The organism is Streptomyces sp. NPDC059957, assembly GCF_042730015.1.
Taxonomy (GTDB): Bacteria; Actinomycetota; Actinomycetes; order Streptomycetales; family Streptomycetaceae; genus Streptomyces.
In genome coordinates, this window is sequence record NZ_JBHWMB010000036.1 from 13344 (window position 1) to 34598 (window position 21255).

At 73.2% G+C, this 21255-nt stretch carries 20 protein-coding genes and 1 pseudogene; 10 read left to right on the plus strand and 11 right to left on the minus strand.

The window, feature by feature from the left end; translation table 11 throughout:
* The first annotated feature begins 52 nt into the window (after nt 1-52).
* Nucleotides 53-1318 (plus strand): beta-ketoacyl-ACP synthase II, encoded by a 1266-nt coding sequence (gene fabF, locus ACFWBW_RS23675; protein WP_385375565.1) that lies wholly within the window; start codon nt 53-55, stop codon nt 1316-1318.
* Nucleotides 1319-1383: 65 nt separating this feature from the next.
* On the opposite strand, the gene ACFWBW_RS23680 is transcribed toward fabF, so the two are convergent.
* Nucleotides 1384-1878 carry a DUF3145 domain-containing protein gene (locus tag ACFWBW_RS23680; protein WP_267754836.1) on the minus strand — a complete coding sequence of 165 codons (495 nt, stop codon included), beginning with the start codon at nt 1876-1878 and terminating at the stop codon, nt 1384-1386.
* Between the two features lie 250 nt (nt 1879-2128).
* On the opposite strand from ACFWBW_RS23680, the gene ACFWBW_RS23685 reads away from it, so the two are divergent.
* Complete coding sequence (locus ACFWBW_RS23685; protein ID WP_385375569.1) at nt 2129-3040, plus strand: GDSL-type esterase/lipase family protein; 912 nt, start codon at nt 2129-2131, stop codon at nt 3038-3040.
* Between the two features lie 101 nt (nt 3041-3141).
* On the opposite strand, the gene ACFWBW_RS23690 is transcribed toward ACFWBW_RS23685, so the two are convergent.
* Nucleotides 3142-5616 carry a beta-glucosidase gene (locus ACFWBW_RS23690; RefSeq protein WP_385375571.1) on the minus strand — a complete coding sequence of 825 codons (2475 nt, stop codon included), beginning with the start codon at nt 5614-5616 and terminating at the stop codon, nt 3142-3144.
* Nucleotides 5617-5786: 170 nt separating this feature from the next.
* Between ACFWBW_RS23690 and ACFWBW_RS23695 the strand changes: the two genes are divergently transcribed.
* Nucleotides 5787-6362 (plus strand): TetR/AcrR family transcriptional regulator, encoded by a 576-nt coding sequence (locus ACFWBW_RS23695; protein ID WP_385375574.1) that lies wholly within the window; start codon nt 5787-5789, stop codon nt 6360-6362.
* Between the two features lie 61 nt (nt 6363-6423).
* Nucleotides 6424-7140: a carbon-nitrogen hydrolase family protein gene (locus ACFWBW_RS23700; protein ID WP_385375576.1), complete on the plus strand. Its 717-nt coding sequence runs from the start codon at nt 6424-6426 to the stop codon at nt 7138-7140.
* A gap of 45 nt (nt 7141-7185) precedes the next feature.
* Here ACFWBW_RS23700 and ACFWBW_RS23705 read toward each other — a convergent pair whose 3' ends face one another.
* Nucleotides 7186-7536 (minus strand): winged helix-turn-helix transcriptional regulator, encoded by a 351-nt coding sequence (locus ACFWBW_RS23705; protein ID WP_385375579.1) that lies wholly within the window; start codon nt 7534-7536, stop codon nt 7186-7188.
* Nucleotides 7537-7633: 97 nt separating this feature from the next.
* Between ACFWBW_RS23705 and ACFWBW_RS23710 the strand changes: the two genes are divergently transcribed.
* Entirely contained in the window at nt 7634-8533 is a 900-nt protein-coding gene (locus tag ACFWBW_RS23710) for an NAD(P)-dependent oxidoreductase (RefSeq protein ID WP_385375582.1), read from the plus strand.
* Here ACFWBW_RS23710 and ACFWBW_RS23715 read toward each other — a convergent pair.
* From ACFWBW_RS23715 to ACFWBW_RS23725, 3 genes are all read right to left on the minus strand, one after another.
* Nucleotides 8523-9344, minus strand: a complete 822-nt coding sequence (locus ACFWBW_RS23715) for an EI24 domain-containing protein (protein ID WP_385375585.1) — start codon at nt 9342-9344, stop codon at nt 8523-8525. The genes ACFWBW_RS23710 and ACFWBW_RS23715 overlap by 11 nt on opposite strands.
* Nucleotides 9345-9489: 145 nt before the next feature.
* On the minus strand, nt 9490-9912 hold the full coding sequence (locus ACFWBW_RS23720) for an organic hydroperoxide resistance protein (protein ID WP_266909067.1): 423 nt from the start codon (nt 9910-9912) through the stop codon (nt 9490-9492).
* A 66-nt stretch (nt 9913-9978) separates the two neighbouring features.
* The gene (locus ACFWBW_RS23725; protein WP_385375589.1) at nt 9979-11001 is read right to left on the minus strand and encodes an NADP-dependent oxidoreductase; all 1023 of its coding nucleotides are present in this window, start codon (nt 10999-11001) and stop codon (nt 9979-9981) included.
* Nucleotides 11002-11103: 102 nt separating this feature from the next.
* Between ACFWBW_RS23725 and ACFWBW_RS23730 the strand changes: the two genes are divergently transcribed.
* A complete protein-coding gene (locus ACFWBW_RS23730; protein WP_385375592.1) occupies nt 11104-11526 on the plus strand; it encodes a MarR family winged helix-turn-helix transcriptional regulator in 423 nt (140 codons plus the stop codon).
* A gap of 9 nt (nt 11527-11535) precedes the next feature.
* Here the strand turns inward: ACFWBW_RS23730 and ACFWBW_RS23735 are convergent, their stop codons facing one another.
* Nucleotides 11536-12321, minus strand: a complete 786-nt coding sequence (locus ACFWBW_RS23735) for a hypothetical protein (protein ID WP_385375595.1) — start codon at nt 12319-12321, stop codon at nt 11536-11538.
* A 79-nt stretch (nt 12322-12400) separates the two neighbouring features.
* On the opposite strand from ACFWBW_RS23735, the gene ACFWBW_RS23740 reads away from it, so the two are divergent.
* Nucleotides 12401-13003: a hypothetical protein gene (locus tag ACFWBW_RS23740; RefSeq protein WP_385375597.1), complete on the plus strand. Its 603-nt coding sequence runs from the start codon at nt 12401-12403 to the stop codon at nt 13001-13003.
* Here the strand turns inward: ACFWBW_RS23740 and ACFWBW_RS23745 are convergent.
* Nucleotides 13000-13785, minus strand: coding sequence for an esterase/lipase family protein (locus ACFWBW_RS23745; RefSeq protein ID WP_385375600.1), 786 nt, complete (start codon nt 13783-13785; stop codon nt 13000-13002). The two genes, ACFWBW_RS23740 and ACFWBW_RS23745, sit on opposite strands and share 4 nt — an antisense overlap.
* A gap of 242 nt (nt 13786-14027) precedes the next feature.
* Between ACFWBW_RS23745 and ACFWBW_RS23750 the strand changes: the two genes are divergently transcribed.
* The 3 genes from ACFWBW_RS23750 (at nt 14028) to ACFWBW_RS23760 (ending at nt 18295) form a co-directional block, all read left to right on the plus strand.
* Nucleotides 14028-15065 (plus strand): rod shape-determining protein, encoded by a 1038-nt coding sequence (locus tag ACFWBW_RS23750; protein WP_385375603.1) that lies wholly within the window; start codon nt 14028-14030, stop codon nt 15063-15065.
* On the plus strand, nt 15062-16657 hold the full coding sequence (locus ACFWBW_RS23755) for a GAF domain-containing sensor histidine kinase (RefSeq protein WP_385375606.1): 1596 nt from the start codon (nt 15062-15064) through the stop codon (nt 16655-16657). Before ACFWBW_RS23750 ends, ACFWBW_RS23755 begins: the two co-directional genes overlap by 4 nt.
* Before the next feature lie 258 nt (nt 16658-16915).
* Complete coding sequence (locus ACFWBW_RS23760; RefSeq protein WP_385375609.1) at nt 16916-18295, plus strand: carboxyl transferase domain-containing protein; 1380 nt, start codon at nt 16916-16918, stop codon at nt 18293-18295.
* Here ACFWBW_RS23760 and ACFWBW_RS23765 read toward each other — a convergent pair.
* From ACFWBW_RS23765 to ACFWBW_RS23775, 3 genes and pseudogenes are all read right to left on the minus strand, one after another.
* Complete coding sequence (locus ACFWBW_RS23765; protein WP_385375612.1) at nt 18292-19440, minus strand: esterase-like activity of phytase family protein; 1149 nt, start codon at nt 19438-19440, stop codon at nt 18292-18294. The two genes, ACFWBW_RS23760 and ACFWBW_RS23765, sit on opposite strands and share 4 nt — an antisense overlap.
* A gap of 112 nt (nt 19441-19552) precedes the next feature.
* A pseudogene (locus tag ACFWBW_RS23770) lies at nt 19553-19756 on the minus strand (helix-turn-helix domain-containing protein); the annotation flags it as partial.
* Nucleotides 19757-19807: 51 nt separating this feature from the next.
* The gene (locus ACFWBW_RS23775) at nt 19808-21079 is read right to left on the minus strand and encodes an MFS transporter (RefSeq protein ID WP_385375614.1); all 1272 of its coding nucleotides are present in this window, start codon (nt 21077-21079) and stop codon (nt 19808-19810) included.
* Nucleotides 21080-21255: the final 176 nt, after the last annotated feature.

The following is a 21255-nucleotide window of genomic DNA, read 5'->3' on the forward strand; positions in this document are numbered from 1 at the left end:
TGGCGGTGGCGCCGTGACAATTCACCCCCTGAAACGTGGAGAAAGAATTCCTGTGAGCCCGACCAATCGCACCGTGGTCGTCACCGGTATCGGCGCAACCACTCCGCTGGGTGGCGACAGCGCTTCGACCTGGGAAGGTCTGCTTGCCGGCCGTTCCGGCGTAAAGCCCCTCGAGGGCGAGCGCTACGCCGAACTCCCGGTCCGCATCGCCGCCGCCGCCGCCGTGGACCCGAGCGAGGTCCTTCCCCGGCCGCTGGCCCGCAAGCTGGACCGCTCGGCCCAGTTCGCGATCATCGCGGCCCGCGAGGCGTGGGCCGACGCCGGTTACACCGCCCCGGCGGGCGAGGACGCTGCCATCGCGCCCGAGCGCCTGGGCACCGTCATCGCCTCCGGCATCGGCGGCGTGACCACCCTGCTCGACCAGTACGACGTACTGAAGGAAAAGGGCGTGCGCCGGGTCTCCCCGCACACCGTCCCCATGCTCATGCCCAACGGCCCGTCGGCCAACGTCGGCCTGGAGGTCAACGCCCGCGCGGGTGTGCACACTCCGGTCAGCGCCTGCGCCTCCGGCGCCGAGGCCATCGGCTACGCCGTCGAGATGATCCGCACCGGCCGTGCCGACGTGGTCGTCGCAGGCGGTACCGAGGCGGCCATCCACCCGCTGCCGATCGCGGCGTTCGCCAACATGATGGCGATGTCCAAGAACAACGAGAACCCGACCACGGCCTCGCGTCCGTACGACAAGGCCCGCGACGGCTTCGTCCTCGGCGAGGGCGCCGGCGTCGTGGTCCTGGAGTCCGCCGAGCACGCCGCCGCGCGCGGCGCCCGGGTCTACTGCGAGGTGCTGGGCCAGGGCCTGTCCGCGGACAGCCACCACATCGCGCAGCCGGAGCCCACCGGCCGCGGTGTCTCGGCCGCCCTGCAGAACCTGCTCGACAACACGGGTCTGGACCCGGCCGAGCTGGTCCACGTGAACGCGCACGCCACGTCCACCCCGCAGGGTGACACGGCCGAGCTGAAGGCCCTGCGCAAGGTGCTGGGCGACGACCTCGACCACATCGCGATCTCGGCGACCAAGTCGATGACCGGTCACCTCCTCGGCGGCGCCGGCGGCATCGAGACCGTCGCGACGGTCCTGGCGCTGTACCACCGCCTCGCCCCGCCGACGATCAACCTCGACGACATGGACGACGACATCGACGCGGACATCGTGCGCGACGAGCCCCGCAAGCTCCCGGCGGAGGGCCCGATCTCCGCGATCAACAACTCCTTCGGCTTCGGCGGCCACAACGTCTCCCTGGCCTTCAGGACTGTCTGAGCCAGGCGCTGACACGTAGAAGGCCCGCCCGGGATTCCCGGGCGGGCCTTCGGTGTGTCCGGAGACTAGACCACCTGGTGGAGCCAGCGGACCGGAGCGCCCTCGCCCGCGTAGCGGAAGGGTTCGAGCTCGTCGTCCCAGGGTTTGCCGAGCAGTTTGGCGATCTCCGCTTCCAGGTCCGTCTCGCCGTGCGCGGACCGGGCGAGGGCGGCGCGCAGCCGGTCCTCGGGGATCAGGATGTCGCCGTGCATGCCGGTGACGGCGTGGAAGATGCCCAGTTGCGGGGTGGAGCTGTAGCGCTCGCCCTCGGCGGTCGGACAGGGTTCCGCGGTCACTTCGAAGCGGAGCAGGTGCCAGCCGCGCAGTGCGGAGGCGAGTTTCGAGGCGGTGCCCGCCTCGGCCTGCCAGGAGAACTCGGCTCTCCAGGTGCCCGGAGAGGCGGGCTGACGGATCCAGTCGAGGTTCACCCGCACCCCGAGCACCCCCGCAACAGCCCATTCCACGTGCGGGCAGAGCGCGCGCGGTGCGGAGTGCACGTACAGGACTCCACGTGTCGTCACCGGGACCTCCAGTGTGGGACGAGGTCGGGAATAAACTCCAGAAAACGGACAGTATGTGACGTGATGTAATGTAACGGAAATTATTTGACATTGCGTTGCGGGACTTGCGGCCGAAACGCCACGGGAAAAAGCTACCGTGCGCCGGGGGTCATGGTGTGACGTACGGTCGCTCCGAGCCCCGTAAACACAGAGCATTCACTCAGCAGGACGCCGCCGAATGACGCGGGGGCGACGAGGAGGGACCTTCCGCATGCGCACCACCGCCCCATGCCGCCGCGCGCGTCGGACCTCCGCGGGTGCGGGCGCGGGCGCGGCGGCCGCCGCGCTGCTCCTGGCGGCGGGTGCGCTGACCGGGTGTTCGGCGGACGGGGCGAAGGCCGGGGGCGAGCGCGGGGCTCAGGCGGCCCCCCGGTGGAACACCGCGCCGGCCTCGGTCGCCGCCGTGGGCGACTCCATCACGGCCGGTTTCGACGCCTGTTCGGTGCTGGCCGACTGTCCGGAGGCCTCCTGGGCCACCGGCGACGACCCGGAGGTGCGTTCGCTGGCGGCCCGGCTGCTCGGCGAGGCCGAGATGCCCGCGCGCAGCTGGAACTACGCGGTGACCGGCTCCCGGATGGCGGACCTGCCGGGGCAGCTCGCCTCGGCGGCCGGGCACAAGCCGGGCCTGGTCACGGTGATGGTGGGCTCGAACGACGCCTGCCGGCCCTCGGCTTCGTCGATGACTTCCGTGGCCGCCTTCCGCTCCGGCTTCGAGACGGCGCTGGCCGGTCTGCGGGCGGCCTCGCCGTCCTCGCAGGTGTACGTCTCCAGCGTCCCGGACCTCCAGCGGCTGTGGCAGCAGGGCAAGGACGACCCGATGGTGCGCCGGATCTGGAAGCTGGGGATCTGTCAGTCGATGCTCGCCGACCCGACCGCGGCGACCGCCGGTGCGACGGCCCGGCGGGAGCAGGTGCGGGCGCGCGTGGTCGAGTACAACGAGGTGCTGCGCCAGGTCTGCGCGAAGGACCGGCTGTGCCGCTACGACGGCGGTGCGGTGTTCCAGTACCCCTTCTCGGCGGAGCAGTTGAGCCGCTGGGACTGGTTCCATCCGGGCAAGGACGGACAGGCGCGGCTCGCGGAACTGGCGCACCGACAGGTGACCTCCGCGGAGCCTCCGCGTTGACGCCGTAGAGGGATCGGACCGGGGGCGGGTGTCAGGGCCCGCCCCCGGTCCAGCTCGTGTGAATCACCGCGGCTTCGATCAGCGGGGGTGATTTCCGGCCATTACAGGTCGAGGGCCGCCGCCAGCCGCGTGTCTCCGTGCGAGCGGCTCGCGCGGACCTCGTAGCCGCCGCCGATCCGCTGCCAGGAGCGGGAGCTCTGGTCCCAGATCTCGAAGGCGCGCTCCGGCAGGGGGATCTCCACCTCGACGCTCTCGCCGGGGCCGGCGGTCACGCTCGCGAAGCCCGCCAGCCAGCTCGCCGGGCGCTCCACGCTGTCGGCGACGGGCGCCAGGTAGACCTGTACGGTCTCGCGGCCCGGCCGGGTGCCGGTGTTGGTGACGCGGACCGTGGCCTGCGCGGGGGTGACCTCCAGGGACTCGTAGGCCCAGTCCGTGTAGCCGAGGCCGTGCCCGAAGGGGTAGGCCGGGGCGATCCCGTGCTTCTCGTAGGCCCGGTAGCCGATGAAGAGCCCCTCGGTGTACTCCAGGCGCCCCTCGGTGGGGGTGACTTCGGTGACCGGCGCGTCGGCGAACTCGGCGGGCCAGGTGGTGGGCAGCCGCCCGCCCGGCTCGGCCTCGCCGAGGAGTACGTCGGCCAGTGCGGCCCCGCCCTCCTGCCCGGGGAACCAGGTCAGCAGGACGGCGGCGACCTCGTCGCGCCACGGGAGTTCCACCGGGGAGCCCGCGTTGACGACGACCACGGTGTTCGGGTTGACGGCGGCGACGGCGCGCACCAGGTCGTTCTGGCGGCCCGGGAGGGTGAGGTCCCGGCGGTCGAAGCCCTCGGACTCCACCCGCTCGGTGGTGGCGACGACCACGACGGCGGTGTCGGCGGCGCGCGCGGCCTCCACGGCCTCGGCGATGAGCTCCTCGGCGGAGCGCTGCGGGCCGAGGTGGAGGAAGGAGAACATGATCGCCTTGAGCGGCAGGCCGGTCATGTCGGGGACCTGGTAGGTCAGCGAGATCTCCACCTCCTCGCCCTCGGTGAGGGTGATCCGGGCCCGCTCGTTGGGCGCCCCGAAGAAGGCCTCGAAGGGGTCGGCCTCGTGGCCCATCTGCTGGACGCCCTCCCAGCGGACCTCTCCGCCGACGGCGAGGGCGAAGGAGCCGAGTCCGCGGGTGCCGAAAGCGTGCTCGCCGCTCTCGCGCGGCACGAAGGTACCGGTGACCTCGATGCTCGCCATCGTCTCGTACGTGGCGTCGCCGGGCAGGTCGTCGCCGATCCACTGGACCTGGCCGGTGGGCAGGGAGCCGGTGCCGAGGACGGCGCCGGAGGCGTCGCGGCAGACCGCGCGGAGCTCGAAGCCCTTGTCGGCGGGGGTCAGTTCGTCGCTGGGGTCGGCGCCGACGGTGAAGGTCAGGGAGCCTTCGGGAAGGGCGGCGGTCAGTCCGTCCAGCGGGGAGACGATCCGCTCCGGGAAGACGGTGGCGCTGCCGCCGCCGAGGACGCGGGCGTCGCGGGCGGCGGCGCCGCTGAGGGCGACGGTGCGGCCGGGGGCGGTGTCCAGCGGGAGCACGCGCTTCCCGTCGTCCGCAGCCCCGCCGGCGACGGGCTCGTTGCGTACGAGGACGGAGCCGCGGGCGGCCAGCTCACGGGCCAGCGCCTGCCCGTCGATGAGGGCCGGGACCTCGCCGACCGCGGCGGGGGCGCCCTCCAGGATGCCGACGCGGGCCGCGAGGCGCAGGACGTTGCGGACGGCCTCGTCGACGGCGGACTCGGGAACCTCGCCGGCACGGACGGCTTCGGCGAGCGGGGCTCCGTAGACGGTGACGGGGCCGGGCATGGCCACGTCGAGGCCGCCGAGGATGTCGCCGGCGGTGGAGCGGGCGGCCATCCAGTCGGAGACGTTGTAGCCGTCGAAGCCCCATTCGCCGCGCAGGACCTCGTTGACGAGGTAGCGGTGCTCCGTCATGGTCGTGCCGTTGACCTGGTTGTAGGCGGTCATGATGCCCCACGGGTGGGCATTGGCGACGATGGCCTCGAAGGGGGCCAGGTACAGCTCGCGCAGCGGGCGCGGGGCGATGACGCTGTCGACGGTGAAGCGCTCGGTCTCGGCGTCGTTGCCGACGAAGTGCTTGACGGTGGTGCCGACGCCGCCGTCCTGGACGCCGTTGACGTAGCCGCTGCCGACCGCGCCGGTGAGGTACGGGTCCTCGGAGTAGCACTCGAAGTGCCGGCCGCCGAGCGGGGAGCGGTGCAGGTTGACCGTGGGCGCGAGGAGCACGTGGACGCCCTTGCGGCGGGCCTCCTGGGCGAGGAGGCGGCCGGCCCGGCGGGCGAGCTCGGGGTCCCACGCGGCGGCGAGCGCGGTCGGGGAGGGCAGGGCGATCGACGGGTCGTCGGCGGTCCAGCGCACGCCGCGCACCCCGATGGGGCCGTCGGACATGACCAGGGACTTCAGGCCGATCTCGGGGACGGCGGGCAGGGACCACATGTCCTGGCCGGCCAGCAGGCGGGCCTTGGTGTCGAGGTCCAGCTTGCCCAGGGCCGTCTCTACGGCGTCGTTGCGGACCTGATCGGCATCGGTCACGGCCATGCCTCCTCGTTGAGTGCGGGTGCGCTGCGCGGTGCTGTGCGGTGCGGCGCTGTGCGGTGACCCCATGGTGGACCCGTTACCTGTAGAGCGGTAGGGTTCGTAATCTGTTCGTAATCTTGAGATGCCGTACGGTCCTGCTGGCAGGTGTGAACGGAAGGGATGGCGGGGCGATGGTCAGGGCCAGGAGTGAGGAACGGCGCGCGGAGATCGTCCGCGCGGCCCTCGAAGTGATCGCCGAGCGCGGCTACCGGGCCGCGGCCCTGGGCACCGTCGCCGAGCGTGTGGGCCTGACCCAGCAGGGGCTGCTGCACTACTTCCCGTCCAAGGAGGCACTGCTGGTCGCGGTCCTGGAGGAGCGCGACCGCTGGGACACCGGCGGCGGCACCCGCGCGCTGGCCGATGCCTGGCGCCCGGACCTGCTGGCCTCGCTGGTGGAGTACAACGCCATGCGCCCGGGCATCGTGCAGACCTTCTCGGCGCTGCTCGGCGAGAGCGTCACCGACGGCCACCCGGCGCGGGAGTTCTTCGCCGAGCGGTACGCACAGGTGCGCTCCGCGATGGCGGCGGTCCTGCGCGCGGAGTTCGGCGAACGACTCCCCTCGGGCCTCACCCCCGAGCAGGCGGCACCGCTGCTGGCCGCGGTGATGGACGGCCTCCAGTACCAGTGGCTGCTGGCCCCCGAATCCGTGGACATGCCCGGCGCCTTCCGCGCCTTCCTGGACCTGATCCAGGGGCCCCGGACCTGACCCCGGGCCTTGCCCCAGCCCCGGCCCGGGCCCCGAGCAGGGTGCTGGCATGCTGGGCCGGGTGAAGATCGCTGCCGCGCAGCTGAGCTGCGCCCCCGCCGACGTGTCCGCCAACGCCGCACGGGCGGCCGCACTCGCCGTGCGGGCCCGGCAGGAGGGCGCCGGGCTGGTGGTGTTCCCCGAGTTGACCCTGACCGGCTACGAGCCGGCCGCGCTCGCCGCCGACCCCGGCCTGTGGCTGGCCGACGCCGAGGATCCCCGGCTGGACCCCGTCCGCTCCACGGGGATCGCCACCGCCGTCAACGTCGCGCTGCGCGCGGACGGCCCCCGGCCCGTCATCGCGACCCTGGTCCACGACGCGGACGGCACGCACGTGACCACGTACGCCAAGCAGCACCTGTTCCGGCACGAGCAGGAGGTCTTCGCCGCGGGGACGGTCCCGGGCCGCTTCGAGCTGGGCGGGATCCGCTTCTCCCTGGGGATCTGCTTCGACAACCACTTCGCGGACGTGCCCGGCGCGGGCGCCGCGGCCGGCTGCCGGGTCCACCTGGCGAGCTCGCTCTACGGCACGGGCGACGGCGTCGCCGAGCGCGCGTCGGTCCACCCGGGGATCGCCCGGGACTTCGGGATGTACGTGGCCCTCGCCAACCACGTCGGACCCGCCGGGCCGTGGACGGGCTGCGGGGGCGCGGCCGTATGGGCGCCGGGCGGGACCCTGCTCGCCGAGGCGGACGCGCACACGCCGTCGGTCGCCATTGCGGAGGTGCCGACGCGATGACGGCGCTGTTCCGCCGCCGCCCGGAGTGAGGGCCGGGCCCCTTCCTCACACGGGGACCGTCTGGGCGGCGTCTGGGAGCAGATGCTTCGCGCCCCACGCGCCGAGGGCCTCCAGGGCTTCGTTCAGATCGTGGCCGAGCGGGGTCAGGGAGTACTCCACGCGCGGCGGGACCTCCTCGTAGACCTCGCGGTGGACGATGCCGTCCGTCTCCAGCTCGCGCAGCTGGGCCGCGAGCACCTTCTCCGAGACCCCCGGGACCAGGCGGCGCAGTTCGCCGAAGCGGCGCGGGCACTGCTCCAGCTCCCACAGCACCGACACCTTCCACTTGCCGTCGATCACGGACATCGCCGCGGCGATCCCGCAGTGATCCGCGCCGGGCCGTTGTGTCGTGGCCATCACGCACCCCTCCCCACCTGTTCGCTCACCTCGGGGTAACCACCCACTCCGAAGTGCGTACTTGAGCACCTGACGGCTCTCCACCAGGCTAAACGGCATGACCGACACCAGCACGAAGACCGGCACGAAGACCCCGCTCACCCTCCTCGGACTCGGCTCGATGGGCACCGCCCTCGCCCGCACCTGGCTCGCCGCCGGGCACCCCCTCACCGTCTGGAACCGCACCCCCGCCAAGGCCGAGGCCCTCGCGGCCGAAGGCGCCGTCGTCGCCGCCGGCCCCGCCGAGGCGGTGGCGGCGAACGGCCTGATCGTGGTCTGCCTGCTGGACCACGCCAGCGTCGGCGAGGCGCTGGAGGGCCTGGACCTCGCCGGCAAGGACCTGGTCGACCTGACCACCGGCACGCCGGCCGACGGCCGCGCCCGGGCCGCGTGGGCGCAGGAGCGCGGGGCCCGGTTCCTCGACGCCGGGATCATGGCCACCCCGTCGATGATCGGCGCTCCCGCGGCCGGCGGGTACGTCTTCTACAGCGGCTCCCCCGAGCTGTTCGAGACCCACCGGAGCACCCTGGAGGTCCCGGCCGGCGCCCGCTTCGTCGGCTCCGACCCCGGCCACGCGGCCCTGCACGACGTGGCCCTGCTGAGCGCGATGACCGGGCTCTTCGCCGGGATCTCGCACGCCTACGCGCTGATCGAGGGCGAGGACATCTCCCCCAAGGACCTGGCTCCGCTGCTGACCGAGTGGCTGGGGGCGATGGGCTTCTTCGCGGGCGCAGCCGCCGAGCGGCTGGTCTCCGGGGACTTCACCACGGGCGTCGAGTCGAACCTGGCCATGCAGGTCACGGCGAGCTCCACCTACCTGCGGACCGCCGCGGAGCAGGGGGTCAGCCCCGAGCTGATCAGTCCGTACCTGGACCTGATGCGGGAGCGGCTGACGGCCGACCCGGCGGCCCACTCCGGCGAGGACACCGCCGGGGCGATCACTCTGCTCAGGCGCTGAGCCGCTTGCCCGGCGCCTGGCCCTGCGCTTGACCCTGCGCCTGGCCCTGTACCTGCTCCGGCCCCTGCTCCGCGTCCTCGCCCACCAGGTCCCGGACCATGAGCGTCGCCCCGGCCACCGCGCCCGGCATCAGGAACACGGCGACCAGCGGCACCAGGAAGGACACGACGAGCGGCACCCCGAAGCCGAGGGCCAGCATCCGCCGCCCGCGCAGCAGCGCGAGCTGCTCGGTGAGCTGGACCCGGCGGCGCATCAGGGCGACGGAGGTGAGCTCCTGGGCGAGGAAGAAGCCGGAGACGCAGAAGCCGAGCACCGGGACCACGGTCTGCCCGATCACGGGCACGAAGCCGAGCGCGAAGAGCAGGATGCCGAAGAGCAGCACCCGGCCCAGGATCCGCATGCTGTCGCGGGCGGAGATCCACAGCTCCTGGGCGAGCGTGAGGCCCGACTCCGGGACCTCGCCGCCCTCGGTGCGGTCGACCTGCTCCGAGAGGGACTCGTAGAAGGGCTGGCCCACGAGCAGGGTCACGGCAGTGAAGGTGATCACCGCGAGAAAGAGTCCGAGGCAGAAGACCAGGGCGGTCAGGAAGCCGCGGAAGAGACCGAGCCACGGGGAGGACCAGCCGTCGGCGAAGGGGGTCGCCCAGGCGGTCAGGTCGTCGGCGCCGTAGCCGAGGCCGATGAGGGCGCCGGCGTACAGAACCAGGGAGACGAGCCCGGGCAGCAGCCCGAAGCCCAGCCACCGGCCGTGTCCCAGTACCCATCGCTGTCCGGCCAGCAGATAGCCGAATCCCCCCGCAAGATCACGCATGGCACCCAGTTTAGGGCGGGCGTCCGGGCGGGCGGACGCCGGGCACGTCGAAGGCCGCCCCCCGGTGCCGGGGGGCGGCCTTCGACGTACAGGTCTTACAGGTCGTACCGGATGAACCGGACGGACCGGTCGAGCGGGTCGGAGATCAGACCGCGAGCTCGACCGTGATGTTGCCACGGGTCGCCTTGGAGTACGGGCAGACCTGGTGGGCCTTCTCGATGAGGTCCTTGGCGGTGGCCGCGTCCACGTTCGGGATGGAGGCCGAGATCTTGACGATGATGCCGAAGCCGTCGTCGTTCTTGCCGATGCCGACCTCGGCGGTGACGGTGGAGCCGGTGATGTCGGCGTTCTCGTTGCGGGCGACGACACCGAGCGCACCCTGGAAGCAGGCGCTGTAGCCGGCGGCGAACAGCTGCTCGGGGTTGGTGCCCTCGCCGCTGCCACCGAGCTCCTTCGGCGGGTTCACGACGACCTCGAGGCGACCGTCGTTGGTGGCGACGCGACCGTCACGGCCGTTCTCGGCGGTGGCAACAGCGGTGTACGCGACGTCGGACTGCTGGATGGACATGTAAGGAAATCCTCCTGGTAAATCGCCGGGACTCGCGCCCACGCGTCACGGCGGTGTGCAGTGAGCCTAACCGGTGAAAGAAACGATCATCTTTCCGGTGTTGTCACCGCGCAGCATTCCGAGGAAGGCGTCGGTGGCGTTCTCCACTCCGCGGACGACCGTCTCGTCGGCGACGAGCTGCCCGGAACGCAGCCAGCCGGCCACGTCCTGGACGAACTGCGGCTGCAGTCCCGCGTGGTCTCCGACCAGCACGCCCTGCAGGCGCAGGCGCTTGCCGATGACGAGGGCGAGGTTGCGCGGGCCGGGCACGGGCTCGGTGGCGTTGTACTGGGCGATCGCCCCGCACAGGGTGGCCCGGCCGTGGACCTTCAGGGAGGAGATGGCGGCCTCGAGGTGGTCCCCGCCGACGTTGTCGAAGTAGACGTCGATGCCCTCGGGCGCGGCCTCCTTCAGCTGCTCGGCGACGGGGCCGCTCTTGTAGTTGAAGGCGGCGTCGAAGCCGTACTTCTCTGTGAGGAGGGTCACCTTCTCGTCGGAGCCGGCGGAGCCGATCACCCGGGAAGCGCCCTTGATCTTCGCGAACTGGCCGACGAGGCTGCCGACGGCACCGGCCGCGCCGGAGACGAAGACGGAGTCGCCCTCCTTGAAGGAGGCGACCTCGAGGAGCCCGGCGTAGGCGGTCAGGCCCGGCATGCCGAGGACGCCGAGGTAGGCGGAGAGGGGGGCGAGCGAGGCGTCCACCGGGGTGGCGTGCCTGGCGTCGACGTCCGCGTACTCGCGCCAGCCCAGACCGTGCAGCACGTGGTCGCCGACCGCGAAGCGCTCGTCGGCCGAGGCCACGACCTCGCCAACCGCGCCGCCGTCCATGGGCTTGTCGAGCTGGAAGGGCGGGACGTACGACTTCACGTCGTTCATCCGGCCGCGCATGTACGGGTCCACGGACATGTGGAGGTTGCGGACCAGAATCCGGCCGGCGGCGGGCTCGGCACTGACCGGCACCTCGCGCAGGGCGAAGTCCTCGGCGACGGGCCAGCCCTGCGGGCGGCGGACGAGGTGCCACTCACGGCTGACGGCGGGGATCTCGGACATGCTCACTCCTGGATGGGGGAAGAAGTGCAAAATGCTTCAGGACGTGAAACAACCATGCGCCTGGATATTTCATGTTGTCAAGTAAATGGGTACGCTGGTTCCATGCCCAGCCGTCGCGCAGATCCCCTGACCCTCGAAGTCGTCGAGCTCATCGGCGACGTCGTGACCCGCTACCACCAGGAGTACGAGCACGCGGCCTCCAGCCACCAGCTCACCGGCGCCCAGGCCCGCGTACTGAACCTGCTCTCCCTGGAGCCCATGCCGATGCGCAAGATCGCGCAGAAGCTGCGCTGCGAGCCGTCGAACATCACCGGCATCGTGGACCGCCTGGAGAGCCGCGGGCTGGTCGAGCGCCGCCCCGACCCGGCCGACCGCCGGGTGAAGCTGGCCGCGCCCACCGAGGACGGCCTGCAGACCGCCGACCGGCTGCGCGAGTCGCTGGACTTCGCCCGGGAGCCGCTGGCCGGGCTCTCCACGGCCGAGCGCGCGGTCCTGCGGGACCTGCTCAGGCGGATGCTGGGCTGAGCTCCCCGCTCACCAGCAGAGCGGGTTCCACCAGTCGTCGCACTCCGGGGTGGGCGTCGGGGACGGGGACGGAGACGGGGTCGGGGGCGGGCTCGACGTCTTGGGGGGCTTCCCCTTGGGCCCCTTCGAGCTCGCGCTCGCGCTGGGAGTCGCGGAGCCACCGGAACGCGATGCGGTCGGGGCGGCGGACGTGGGAGTCCGGGAAGCCCTCCGCGACGGCCCCTCCCCGGAGGCCGAGCCCGACGACCCGGCCGTGGGGCCCTCGGTACTGCGGCCTGCGCCGCCCTTGGCTCCCCCGGCCGTGCCCTTCCCGGAGCCGGCGGCCGGACCCTTCGCCGAAGCCGTCCCCGAGGGCGCGACCGGGTCCCCCGTCAGGCCGGGCAGCGGAGCCGGCTCCGCGGGACCCGCCTCGTCGGTCAGCACCACCGTGGCCGCCCGGTCGGTGCGCTCTCCGTCGGCGGCCAGCCGGGCCAGGCCCAGGGTGGCTCCGGCGGCGAGCATCAGCCCGAGCCCCACGGTGAGCGCGGTCCGGCGGCGCCGGCGGTGCCCCGTGCGACGGCGGGCGGCGGCGCGGCCCTGGGCCCGGCCCTGGCCTTGCCCCCGCTCCCCGGACAGCACGACGAGGGAGTCGGCGTACACGTCGGCGAGCGCGGCCGGGTCGCTTCCGAACACGGCGGCGGGGCCGGGGGCGGGCGCGGCGGGCGCGGCGGGTATCAGGTGTTCGGCCGAGGTCCCGCATCCGGCGCACGCCAGCGCGCCGTTGAGGTACCTGCGGCAGGCGATGCAATAGTCCATGGCGCCCGCAGGCTACGCGTTCGCTCACAACGGCCGTGTACCGGGATCGTGAGGATCTTGTGTGGAAGGGTTCGGGTCCATGACGAAGACTCCGGGGACACCGCCCCCTCCCCCGGGCCCCTTCGGCCCCGCCGGCTTCCAACTGGTACTGCTGCGCCGGATGGCGGACTTCCAGCCGGGACTCGCGGAGGAGGCCCGACGGCGGCTCGGCGCCTCCCTCGCCGAGCAGCGGGAGGCCAACAAGCGCTGGCAGGCCATGGTGCGCTCGCCGCGGTCCCGGGGCGCCCTGGCCCGCTACCGCTCGGTGCTCGGCCCGCCCGAGGCCGTCTCCTCCCGCACGATCGGCGATCTGACGTGCGAGGCCCTGCTGTGGCCGGTGCCGCTCTGGCCCGATCTGCGCTTCGAGGTGCTCGCCGCGCCGGACGGGGCCGTCTGGAACGAGTGGCTGGTCCGGGCCCCGGGCGCGCCCGGTCCCGTACTGGAGTCGCCGCAGGACCTGCTGCCCTGGTCGGCGACGGTCGACGAGGTGGCGCGGGCCTTCGCCCCCGCCCGCCCGATGGAGGGCACCGCGCCGACGCGGTGGCGCCTCGCGTTCACCGCGTCGGGGCGGGCCTGCGTCGCGGAGTTCACGTACGGCCTGCTCCAGGAAGTGTCCGTGGGGGCGTCGGACGACACCCTCTAGGAGCGCAGGAAGGCCCGTACGCCCGCCGAGGTGGGGTCGTCCCCGAGCAGGTCGTTGTGCTTGAGGCAGCCGACGGGGGTGTTCAGGGCCCCGGTGAGCGGGACGCTGTCGTCGGGGTTGACGACCTCGTCGCAGTTGGACCAGAAGGTGGCGTACCGCACCGCGCCGGGGGTCTCGTCACCGGAGTTCAGGTTCTTCACCACGTAGGAGCCGGGGGTCATGTCCCGGCAGGCCTGGTCCCACAGGGCGCAGGCCCAGGCGGTGGAGGTGCCCCGGTTGGGGCCGGCGAGGGAGACCCAGCGGTCCACGAACGAGCCGCCGCCGCCGAACTTCACGTACCAGCGGGTGACCAGCGAGCCGAAGGAGTGGGCGACCAGGTCCACGCGGGCGGCGCCGGTCTGCCGGCGGACCTCGTCCACGTAGGCGGCGAGCCGTCCGGAGAGGACCTCGTTGACCGACTGGTGGGTGTCGTAGCCGAAGGAGAAGAGCTCGGAGTCCGTGTATCCGTCGGCGCGCAGGTCCTCGCGCAGGGAGCCCCAGACGCCGGGGTCGGCGTTGTAGCCGTGCACGAAGACCACCGGATTGCGCGCGACGGCCGCGGCGGGAGTCTGGGCCTGGGCCTGGGCGGGACCGGAAGCAGAGCCGGACCGCGGCGCACCGGAAGCCGCGCCGGACACCGCGCCGGAAGGCGGACCGGCGGCCTGGGCCGGGAGTGCGGGCGCCGCGAGCAGCGCCAGGCAGAGCGTCAGCAGGGCGAGCAGTCGCTGGCGGACCGTCAGCATCGAGTCCCCTTTACCTTGTTACGCACGAGTAGCAGGATCGGTGCGGGCATGGTCGCGCCTGGCGTCGCAGAATTCCACCCCCGTGCAGCACTCACCCGCACCCCTCGTGACCCTTCCGTATCTCACGACACCCCCCACCCGGAGCATCAAATCGGGCAATACGGGTAATTCACCCGAGAAGATACGAAGTGTGACCGGCACCCGCCGGTCTTCTTGCGTCAGTGCTCTCGGGAGGATCTGCCGTGACCGTCAGTCTTGAGCAGTTGCGCCGCTGCCACGTGGCCGTCGACCTCGGAGCGGCCAGGACCCGCGTCTACGTCAAGGGCGTCGGCCTGGTCGTGGACGAGCCCAGTGTCGCCGCCGTGAACACGCGGACCGGTGCACTCATCGCCGTCGGCACCTTCGCCGAGCGGATGACCGGCCGCACGCCCGACTACATCCGGGTCGTCCGCCCCGTCTCCGGCGGCACCGTCGTGGACATCGAGATGGCCCAGCGCATGCTGCGCCACCTCCTCGGCGAGAAGCTGCGGCGCGCCCTGCGCCGCAAGCCCCGGCTCCGGGCCGCCGCCTGCACCCCGCACGACGCCGACCCGCTCGCCCAGCGCGCGGCGGTGGAGACGATGGTCGGGCTCGGTGCCCGGCGCGTCGAACTCGTCGACACCCTGATCGCGGCGGCCGTCGGCTGCGGACTGCCCGTGGAGCAGCCGACCGCGACGATGATCATGGTGTGCGGGGCCGCCGCCACCCAGGTCGCCGTCCTCTCCCTCGGCTCGATCGTCACCGCCGTACGGATCCCCGTCGGCGGCGAGGCCATCGACCACGCCGTCGTCCAGCACCTGCGCCACGCGCACGAGCTGATGCTGCCCAGCCAGGCCGTCCGCCCGCTCCAACTGGCCCTGCACGGAAACGGCATCACCGCCGAGGGCCCGGCCTCCACCCTCATCCACGGCCGCGACGTGTCCACCGGACTGGCCCGCTCCGTCAACGTCGACACCGCGGCCGTGCGCGACGCCATCTACACCCCGCTGACCGCCGTGCTCGACGGCATCGGCAAGGTGCTGCGCGACTGCCCGCCGGACCTGGTGGCCGACCTGACGGACCGAGGGATCATGATGGTGGGTGGCAGCGCCCTGCTGCCGGGCCTGGACCAGATGCTCCGCGACGCCACCGGGATGCCCGTGGCCATCGCCGAACGGCCGGACGTCTGCGCGGTGCTGGGCCTCGGCATGATGATCGAAGGGAAGATCTCCCCCATGGTTCTGAACCCCCTGGCCGAATGACGCGGGCCGAGTCGTCCCCGACGGCCCCCAGGGACGGGAACGACCTCGCCGCCCGCCAAGTCGCCAGCCTGCCCGTCCTCCTGGAGGCGGTCCTCAACGTCGGTTCCGAACTCGAACTGCGGACCACCCTCCAGCACATCGTGGATTCGGCGACCGACCTGTGTGCGGCACGGTACGGAGCGCTCGGGGTCGTCGACCCCGAGCGCGTCGGGCTGACCGGGCTGTTCACCTCCGGTCTGACCGAGGCCGAGAAGACCGCGATCGGCGGGCAGCCGGACGGCCGCTCCGGCCTGCTCGGCGCCCTGATCACCGATCCGCGCCCGCTGATGCTGGAGGACCTGAACCAGGACCCCCGCGCGGCGGGCTTCCCGCCGGGACACCCCCCGATGAAGGGGTTCCTCGGCGTCCCGATCCGGGTCCACACCGAGGTCTTCGGCAACCTCTACCTCACCGACAAGCAGGGCGGCGGCCCGTTCACGGACGAGGACCTCGCGCTGCTGCGCGTCCTGGCCTCGCAGGCGGGGATAGCGATCGGCAACGCCCGGCTGTACGAGACCGCGCGCCGCCGGGAGCGCTGGATCGAGGGCGCCGCCGCCGTGACCACCACCCTGCTGGCGGGCCGCCCGGCGGCCGACGCGCTGATGTGCGTGGCCGAACGGGCCCGGCTGCTGGCCGACGCGGCGGCCGGGGTCGTCCTCCAGCCGACCCCCGAGGGCGGCATGGAGATCGTGGCCGCCTCCACGCACGGGGACCCCGGGGACCTGGTGGGCACGGCCATCGCCCCGGGCTCGGCGGTCCTGGAACAGCTCCTGGGCGGCGAGCCGGTCTTCATAGACGACTCGGCGACGGACCCCCGGATGACCACGCACGTACGGGAGCGCTTCGGCCCCAGCATGATGCTGCCCCTGCAGAGCGGCGGCCAGCTGATCGGGACGCTCGCCCTGCCGCGCGTCCGCGGCGGCCCCGCCTACGACGCGGTGGACCGGCTGCTGGCCTCGCAGTTCGCCTCCCAGGCCGCGCTGGCCCTGGTCCTGGCGGACGCGCAGCACGACCGCGAGCAACTGGCCGTCTACGAGGACCGGGACCGCATCGCCCGTGACCTCCACGACCTGGTCGTCCAGCGGCTGTTCGCGACGGAGATGATGCTGGAGAGCACCCGGCGGCGCTCCGACAAGGCGCCCACCGGGGACACCGTCGGCGAGGAGCTGAGCCGGGCCGTGGACGAGCTCGACTCCACCATCCAGGAGGTCCGCACCGCCATCTTCGCCCTCCAGCAGCCCCCGACGGACGCCCCGACCACCTTCCGCGGCAGGGTCCTGCGGGAGACCGGCGGGGCGGCGGTCCTGCTGGGCTTCCAGCCGTCGGTGCACTTCGCGGGCACGGTGGACGCGCTGTTGCCGGATCCGGTCGCGGGCGATCTGCTCGCCGCCCTGCGCGGCGCGCTGGCCGCGGCGCACCGCCGCGCGGAGGTCACCTCCATCGACGTCGAGGTCGACGCGGTCCCCTCCCGCGTCCGCCTCACCGTCTCCGACGACGGCCGCACGGAATCGGGCACCCGGGGCACCACCCTGACCTGGGAAGCCCAGCTCTGACCCTGCCGGGCCGAGGGGCGGGCGCGGCCCGGTTGTCCCCTGCGGGGAGAAGTCCCCTACCCACCCTTCGCCCGTTCCCCGGGGCTGCGCCCCGGACCCCCTGGGGCTCCGCCCCGGGCCCCGGGAACGGCGCCGCACGCGGCAGGGGTCCGGGCGCAGCCCGGGGAACGGTGGAAGGGCGGGTAGGGGACTTCGCCCCGCAGGGCGACCCCAGCCGCACCGAGCCGCACACCAGGCGGCGGCCCGTACGCTGGCTGCGTGACGACCCGCCCCTCGGCCCGCGCCGCCATCGCCTCCGCCACAGACCCCGGCAGCTTCACCGAACTCCCCACCCCGCCAGGGGACTCCGCCCCCGATGGCCCCCTCGGCTGGGCCGGCTACGACGACTCCCGCGCCCGCGCCGCCGCGCGCACCGGCGAGGACGAGTCCGTCGTCACCGGCACCGCCCGCATCGGCGGCCACGAAGCCACCGTGATCTCCTTCGAGTTCGGCTTCCTCGGCGGGTCCCTGGGCCAACGCACCGGCGACCGCCTGGAGGCGGCCTACGCCCACGCCCGCACCCACCGCCTCCCCCTGGTCTCCCTGATCGCCACCGGCGGCTCCCGCATGCAGGAGGGCATGCTCGCGCTGACCCAACTGCAGCGCGTGGCCCGCCAGTCCGCCCTCACCCGCGCCGCCGGCCTCCCGCAGATCGCCGTCCTGCGCGACCCCACCACCGGCGGCGGCTGGGCCACCCTCGGGGCGGGGGCCGACGTGATCCTCGCGCTGCCCGGGGCGCAGGTCGGGTTCGCCGGGTCCCGGGTTCGGCCGCCGGACGCGGATCCGGCCGCGTACACCGCCGAGGGGCAGTACGCCGCCGGGCACGTGGACGCCGTCGTTCCCGCCGCGCAGCTCCCCGTGACCCTGACGGCCTGGCTCCGGGTGCTCGCCGCGCCCCGCTCTCCCGAGCCCGTGGAACCCCCCGCCGCGCTGGCCGACGTAGCGCTGCCGTCCACGGGATGGGACGCCGTCCGGCAGGCCCGCCACCCCGGCCGGCCGCGCGCGGAGCAGTACCTGGACGCGTACTTCGAGCTCCGCCTCCACCTCTCCGGGGACCGGGCGGGCGGCACCGACCCCGGGATGCTGTGCGGGTTCGGGCTCCGCGAGGGCCGGGCCGTGGCCTACGCCGCCCAGTGCGGCACCGCCACCCGCCCGGCCGGGTACCGTACGGCGGCCCGTGTCGTCCGGCTCGCGGACCGGCTCGGGATCCCGGTGCTCACCCTCGTGGACACCCCGGGCGCGGCCAACGACGCCGCCGCCGAGCATGCGGGCGCGGGCGCGGCCATCGCCGACGCCTTCGCGGCGCTCGCCTCGGCCGCGGTCCCCGTCACCACGCTCCTCATCGGCGAGGGCGGCTCGGGCGGCGCCCTGGCCCTCGCGGCGCCGGGCAACACCTGGGTCACCCCGGACAGCTACTTCTCGGTGATCGCCCCCGAACTGGCGGCGGCCATCCTCAAGCGCCCCCCGGAGTCGGCCCCGGCGACGGCGGACCAGCTGCGCGTCCGCCCCCAGGACCTGGTCGCCCTGGGGGTCGCCCGCGGCATCGTCTCCCCCGCCGAGGAGGAGAAGGAGGAGGGGACGACTGGCGAGACGGCTTAGCGCCCCCAGCTCCGGGCCGGCAGCTTCACGTCCAGCCGGTAGAGCCGGGTGATCTCCTGCGGGAACTCGTTGTCGTCGCTGACGAGCAGCAGCCGCACCCGTCCGAACCCGGCGCGCCCGTCGTCGTCCGTGACGACCATGCCCTCGACGTTGTCGACCAGCGGGTGGTTCTGCGGCAGCTTGGACGGCGCACCCAGCGTCGGGCAGCCGTCGAGGTCCCCGATCGGCGTCTTGCGCGCGGTCCGCAGACCGGGACCGTCCGCCAGCGCCGCCACCTTCGAGGTGTCCGTGGCGCCCAGGGGGTCGGCGAGGTACAGCCGCACCGTGATCTTGAACTGCTGGGTGAACCCGCGCTCCAGCACGATCAGCCGGCCGTCGCGCGTCGGCGCGAGCTCCACCAGCCCGTGCCCGGCGTCCACCGGGTACGCGTACTGCCGGCCCAGGACGAACTCCCCGCTCCGGCCCCGGCGTTCCCAGGTCTGGATCCGCTGGAGCGTCCGCCCCCGCGCGTCCTTGCCGTCGCCGGCCAGCACGCCCTCGACTCCGGCGACGAGGGTGTGTCCGCCGGGCAGCAGGGTCAGCGATTCGAAGGTCTGGTTGACGGTGGCCCGGCCCGCGGGTGCGAGCTTGAACCCGTCCGGGATCGGCAGCGAGCCCAGTACCTCACCGGTGCGGGCGTACCGCCGGATCGCCGGCGACGTCTCGTCCGTCACCAGGTAGGTGCCGTCGCGGTCGACGACGATCCCCTCGGAGTCGACGGCCCTGCCCGCGCCGTCGGTCAGCGGCAGCCGCGCGGCGGCCGTGGCCGTCGGGGTGTCGCCGCGGCCCACGTCGAGCTTGTACAGGACCGACTTGTCGGAGATGGCGGCGATGCTCCCGTCGCGGTCCACCGAAAGCCCGGAGAGTCCGCCGACCAGTTTCCCGTCGATGAGGGTCTTGTCGAGGGAGTCCGAGTAGCCCGCGACCGAGAGGTACGGCGAGCAGGAACGGTCACCGTTCGGCGCCCCGGGGGCCGCGGGAGCCTGGGCCTGGGCCTGGGCCTGGGCCTGGGCCTGGGCCTGGGCCTGGGCCTGGGCCTGCGGAACAAGGGCTCCGGCGAGCGCGGCGGTGGCCACGGCGGTGGTGACGAGCATACGAAGGCGCATGAAGGCCTTCCTCCTGGGTCAGCTGGCAGTGAACTTCCGAACTGTCATATGGCGAATCGAAAGAAAACGGAAGACCCGGCAACGCAACGGCAACGAACCCGCCAACTTCCCTTCACACTCCCCCGGATCGGGCGAACCTCCCCGGACCGATCCCCACGTGCCGCCCGAAGTGCCGCGTCAGGTGCGCCTGGTCGTAGAAGCCCGCCGCCACCGCGGCCTCGGCCGGCCGCATCCCCGCCGGCAGCAGGCGCCGCGCCCTCGCGACCCGCAGCCCGGTGAGGCAGGCGTGCGGAGGGAGCCCGAACGCCTGCCGGAAGCCGCGACTGCGCCTCCAGCAGCTCGACCGTGGACGCGTAGGGAGCCGTTCTCAGGCCTGCGGCGACCGCGCGTCGTAGCGGGCGAACCCCCGCCAGCGCGCGGCCAGCAGCGCCAGTACGAGGACGCAGCCGAGCCCGCCGCCCGTGATCGCGACGGTCGGGGAGGTGAGCTCGGCGGCGGCTCCGGCGAGGAAGTCGCCGAGCCGGGGCCCGCCGGCGACGACCACGATGAAGACGCCCTGCAGGCGGCCCCGCATCTCGTCCGGGGTCGCGGCCTGGAGCATGGTGGTGCGGAACACCATCGAGACGCTGTCCGCGCACCCTGCCAGGGCCAGGAAGAGCAGCCCGAGCCAGAGGTTCCGGGTCAGCCCGAACACCGCGATGGCCAGCCCCCACCCGGCGACGGAGAGCAGGATCGCCACCCCGTGCCGGCGGATCCGGCCCTGCCAGCCGGACAACAGCCCCCCGAGCAGCGCCCCGACGGCGGGGGCGGCCACGAGCAGCCCGACCGTCTTGGCGTCGCCGCCGTACCAGAGCACGGCGACGGCCGGGAACAGTGCCTTCGGCTGGGCCAGCACCATGGCGGCCAGGTCGGAGAAGAAGGTCATCCGGATGTTCGGCCGGGTCCCCAGGAAGCGCAGGCCGTCCAGGACGGAGGCCCGCCCGGTGCCGCCCGCCTTCCGCTCGGGCTTCATCGACGGCAGCCGCCACATCGCGTAGAGGGCGGCGCCGAAGGTGAGGGCGTCGATCAGGTACGCGGCCTGGTAGCCCCACCAGCCGACGATGACCCCGCCCAGCGCCGGGCCGGCCGTCATCCCGAAGGTCATGACCACGGAGTTCAGGGCGTTGGCGGCGGGCAGCTGCTCGGCGGGCAGCAGTCGCGGGATCATCGCGGACCGGGCGGGCCCGTTGAGGGCCCCGCAGAGGGACTGGAGGGCGACGACGGCGTACAGCAGCCAGACCCGGTGGTAGTCCAGGAGCGCGGCGCCGGCCAGGGCGAAGGACAGGGCGGCCAGGCCGAGCGCGCTGGCGAGGCCGAGCTTGCGGCGGTCGACGGTGTCGGCGATGGCCCCGCCGTAGAGCCCGAAGGCGACCAGCGGGACGAGCGAGCAGAGGCCGACCAGTCCGACGGAGAAGCTGGAGCCGGTGATCTCGTAGACCTGGAGCGAAATGGCCAGGGCAGTCATCGCCTGGCCCAGCCAGGAGACGATCCCGCCGAACCACAGTCGCCGGAAGTCCGGGGAGGTTCTCAGCGGGGTGAGGTCGGCCAGTATGCGGCGTCGGGGGCGGATGGACGGGGGCGGAGCGGTCGTACGAGTCACAACGGATGATAAGCAGCCACTGCTCGGAGCGCGGTCGAGCGGGTTCCGCGCTCCCGCACGCGCACCACTCACCCCACCCGGAACCAGGGCCCCGTGGCGGCACATTCCTTGCCGCTAACTCGCCACTATCACCGGACATTTGACCGAATAGACGTGCGCTCCTCTCCTGGAGTTCA

Excerpts from the sequence above, each read along its gene's own strand:
- ACFWBW_RS23730 (WP_385375592.1), top strand. The coding sequence starts at position 11,104 with ATGCCCAGCCGTCGCGCAGATCCCCTGACCCTCGAAGTCGTCGAGCTC.
- ACFWBW_RS23720 (WP_266909067.1), bottom strand. The coding sequence starts at position 9,912 with ATGTCCATCCAGCAGTCCGACGTCGCGTACACCGCTGTTGCCACCGCC.
- ACFWBW_RS23735 (WP_385375595.1), bottom strand. The coding sequence starts at position 12,321 with ATGGACTATTGCATCGCCTGCCGCAGGTACCTCAACGGCGCGCTGGCG.
- ACFWBW_RS23745 (WP_385375600.1), bottom strand. The coding sequence starts at position 13,785 with ATGCTGACGGTCCGCCAGCGACTGCTCGCCCTGCTGACGCTCTGCCTG.
- ACFWBW_RS23725 (WP_385375589.1), bottom strand. The coding sequence starts at position 11,001 with ATGTCCGAGATCCCCGCCGTCAGCCGTGAGTGGCACCTCGTCCGCCGC.
- ACFWBW_RS23755 (WP_385375606.1), top strand. The coding sequence starts at position 15,062 with ATGACGCGGGCCGAGTCGTCCCCGACGGCCCCCAGGGACGGGAACGAC.
- ACFWBW_RS23765 (WP_385375612.1), bottom strand. The coding sequence starts at position 19,440 with ATGCGCCTTCGTATGCTCGTCACCACCGCCGTGGCCACCGCCGCGCTC.
- ACFWBW_RS23690 (WP_385375571.1), bottom strand. The coding sequence starts at position 5,616 with ATGGCCGTGACCGATGCCGATCAGGTCCGCAACGACGCCGTAGAGACG.
- ACFWBW_RS23715 (WP_385375585.1), bottom strand. The coding sequence starts at position 9,344 with ATGCGTGATCTTGCGGGGGGATTCGGCTATCTGCTGGCCGGACAGCGA.
- ACFWBW_RS23705 (WP_385375579.1), bottom strand. The coding sequence starts at position 7,536 with ATGGCCACGACACAACGGCCCGGCGCGGATCACTGCGGGATCGCCGCG.
- ACFWBW_RS23685 (WP_385375569.1), top strand. The coding sequence starts at position 2,129 with ATGCGCACCACCGCCCCATGCCGCCGCGCGCGTCGGACCTCCGCGGGT.
- ACFWBW_RS23710 (WP_385375582.1), top strand. The coding sequence starts at position 7,634 with ATGACCGACACCAGCACGAAGACCGGCACGAAGACCCCGCTCACCCTC.
- ACFWBW_RS23740 (WP_385375597.1), top strand. The coding sequence starts at position 12,401 with ATGACGAAGACTCCGGGGACACCGCCCCCTCCCCCGGGCCCCTTCGGC.
- ACFWBW_RS23695 (WP_385375574.1), top strand. The coding sequence starts at position 5,787 with ATGGTCAGGGCCAGGAGTGAGGAACGGCGCGCGGAGATCGTCCGCGCG.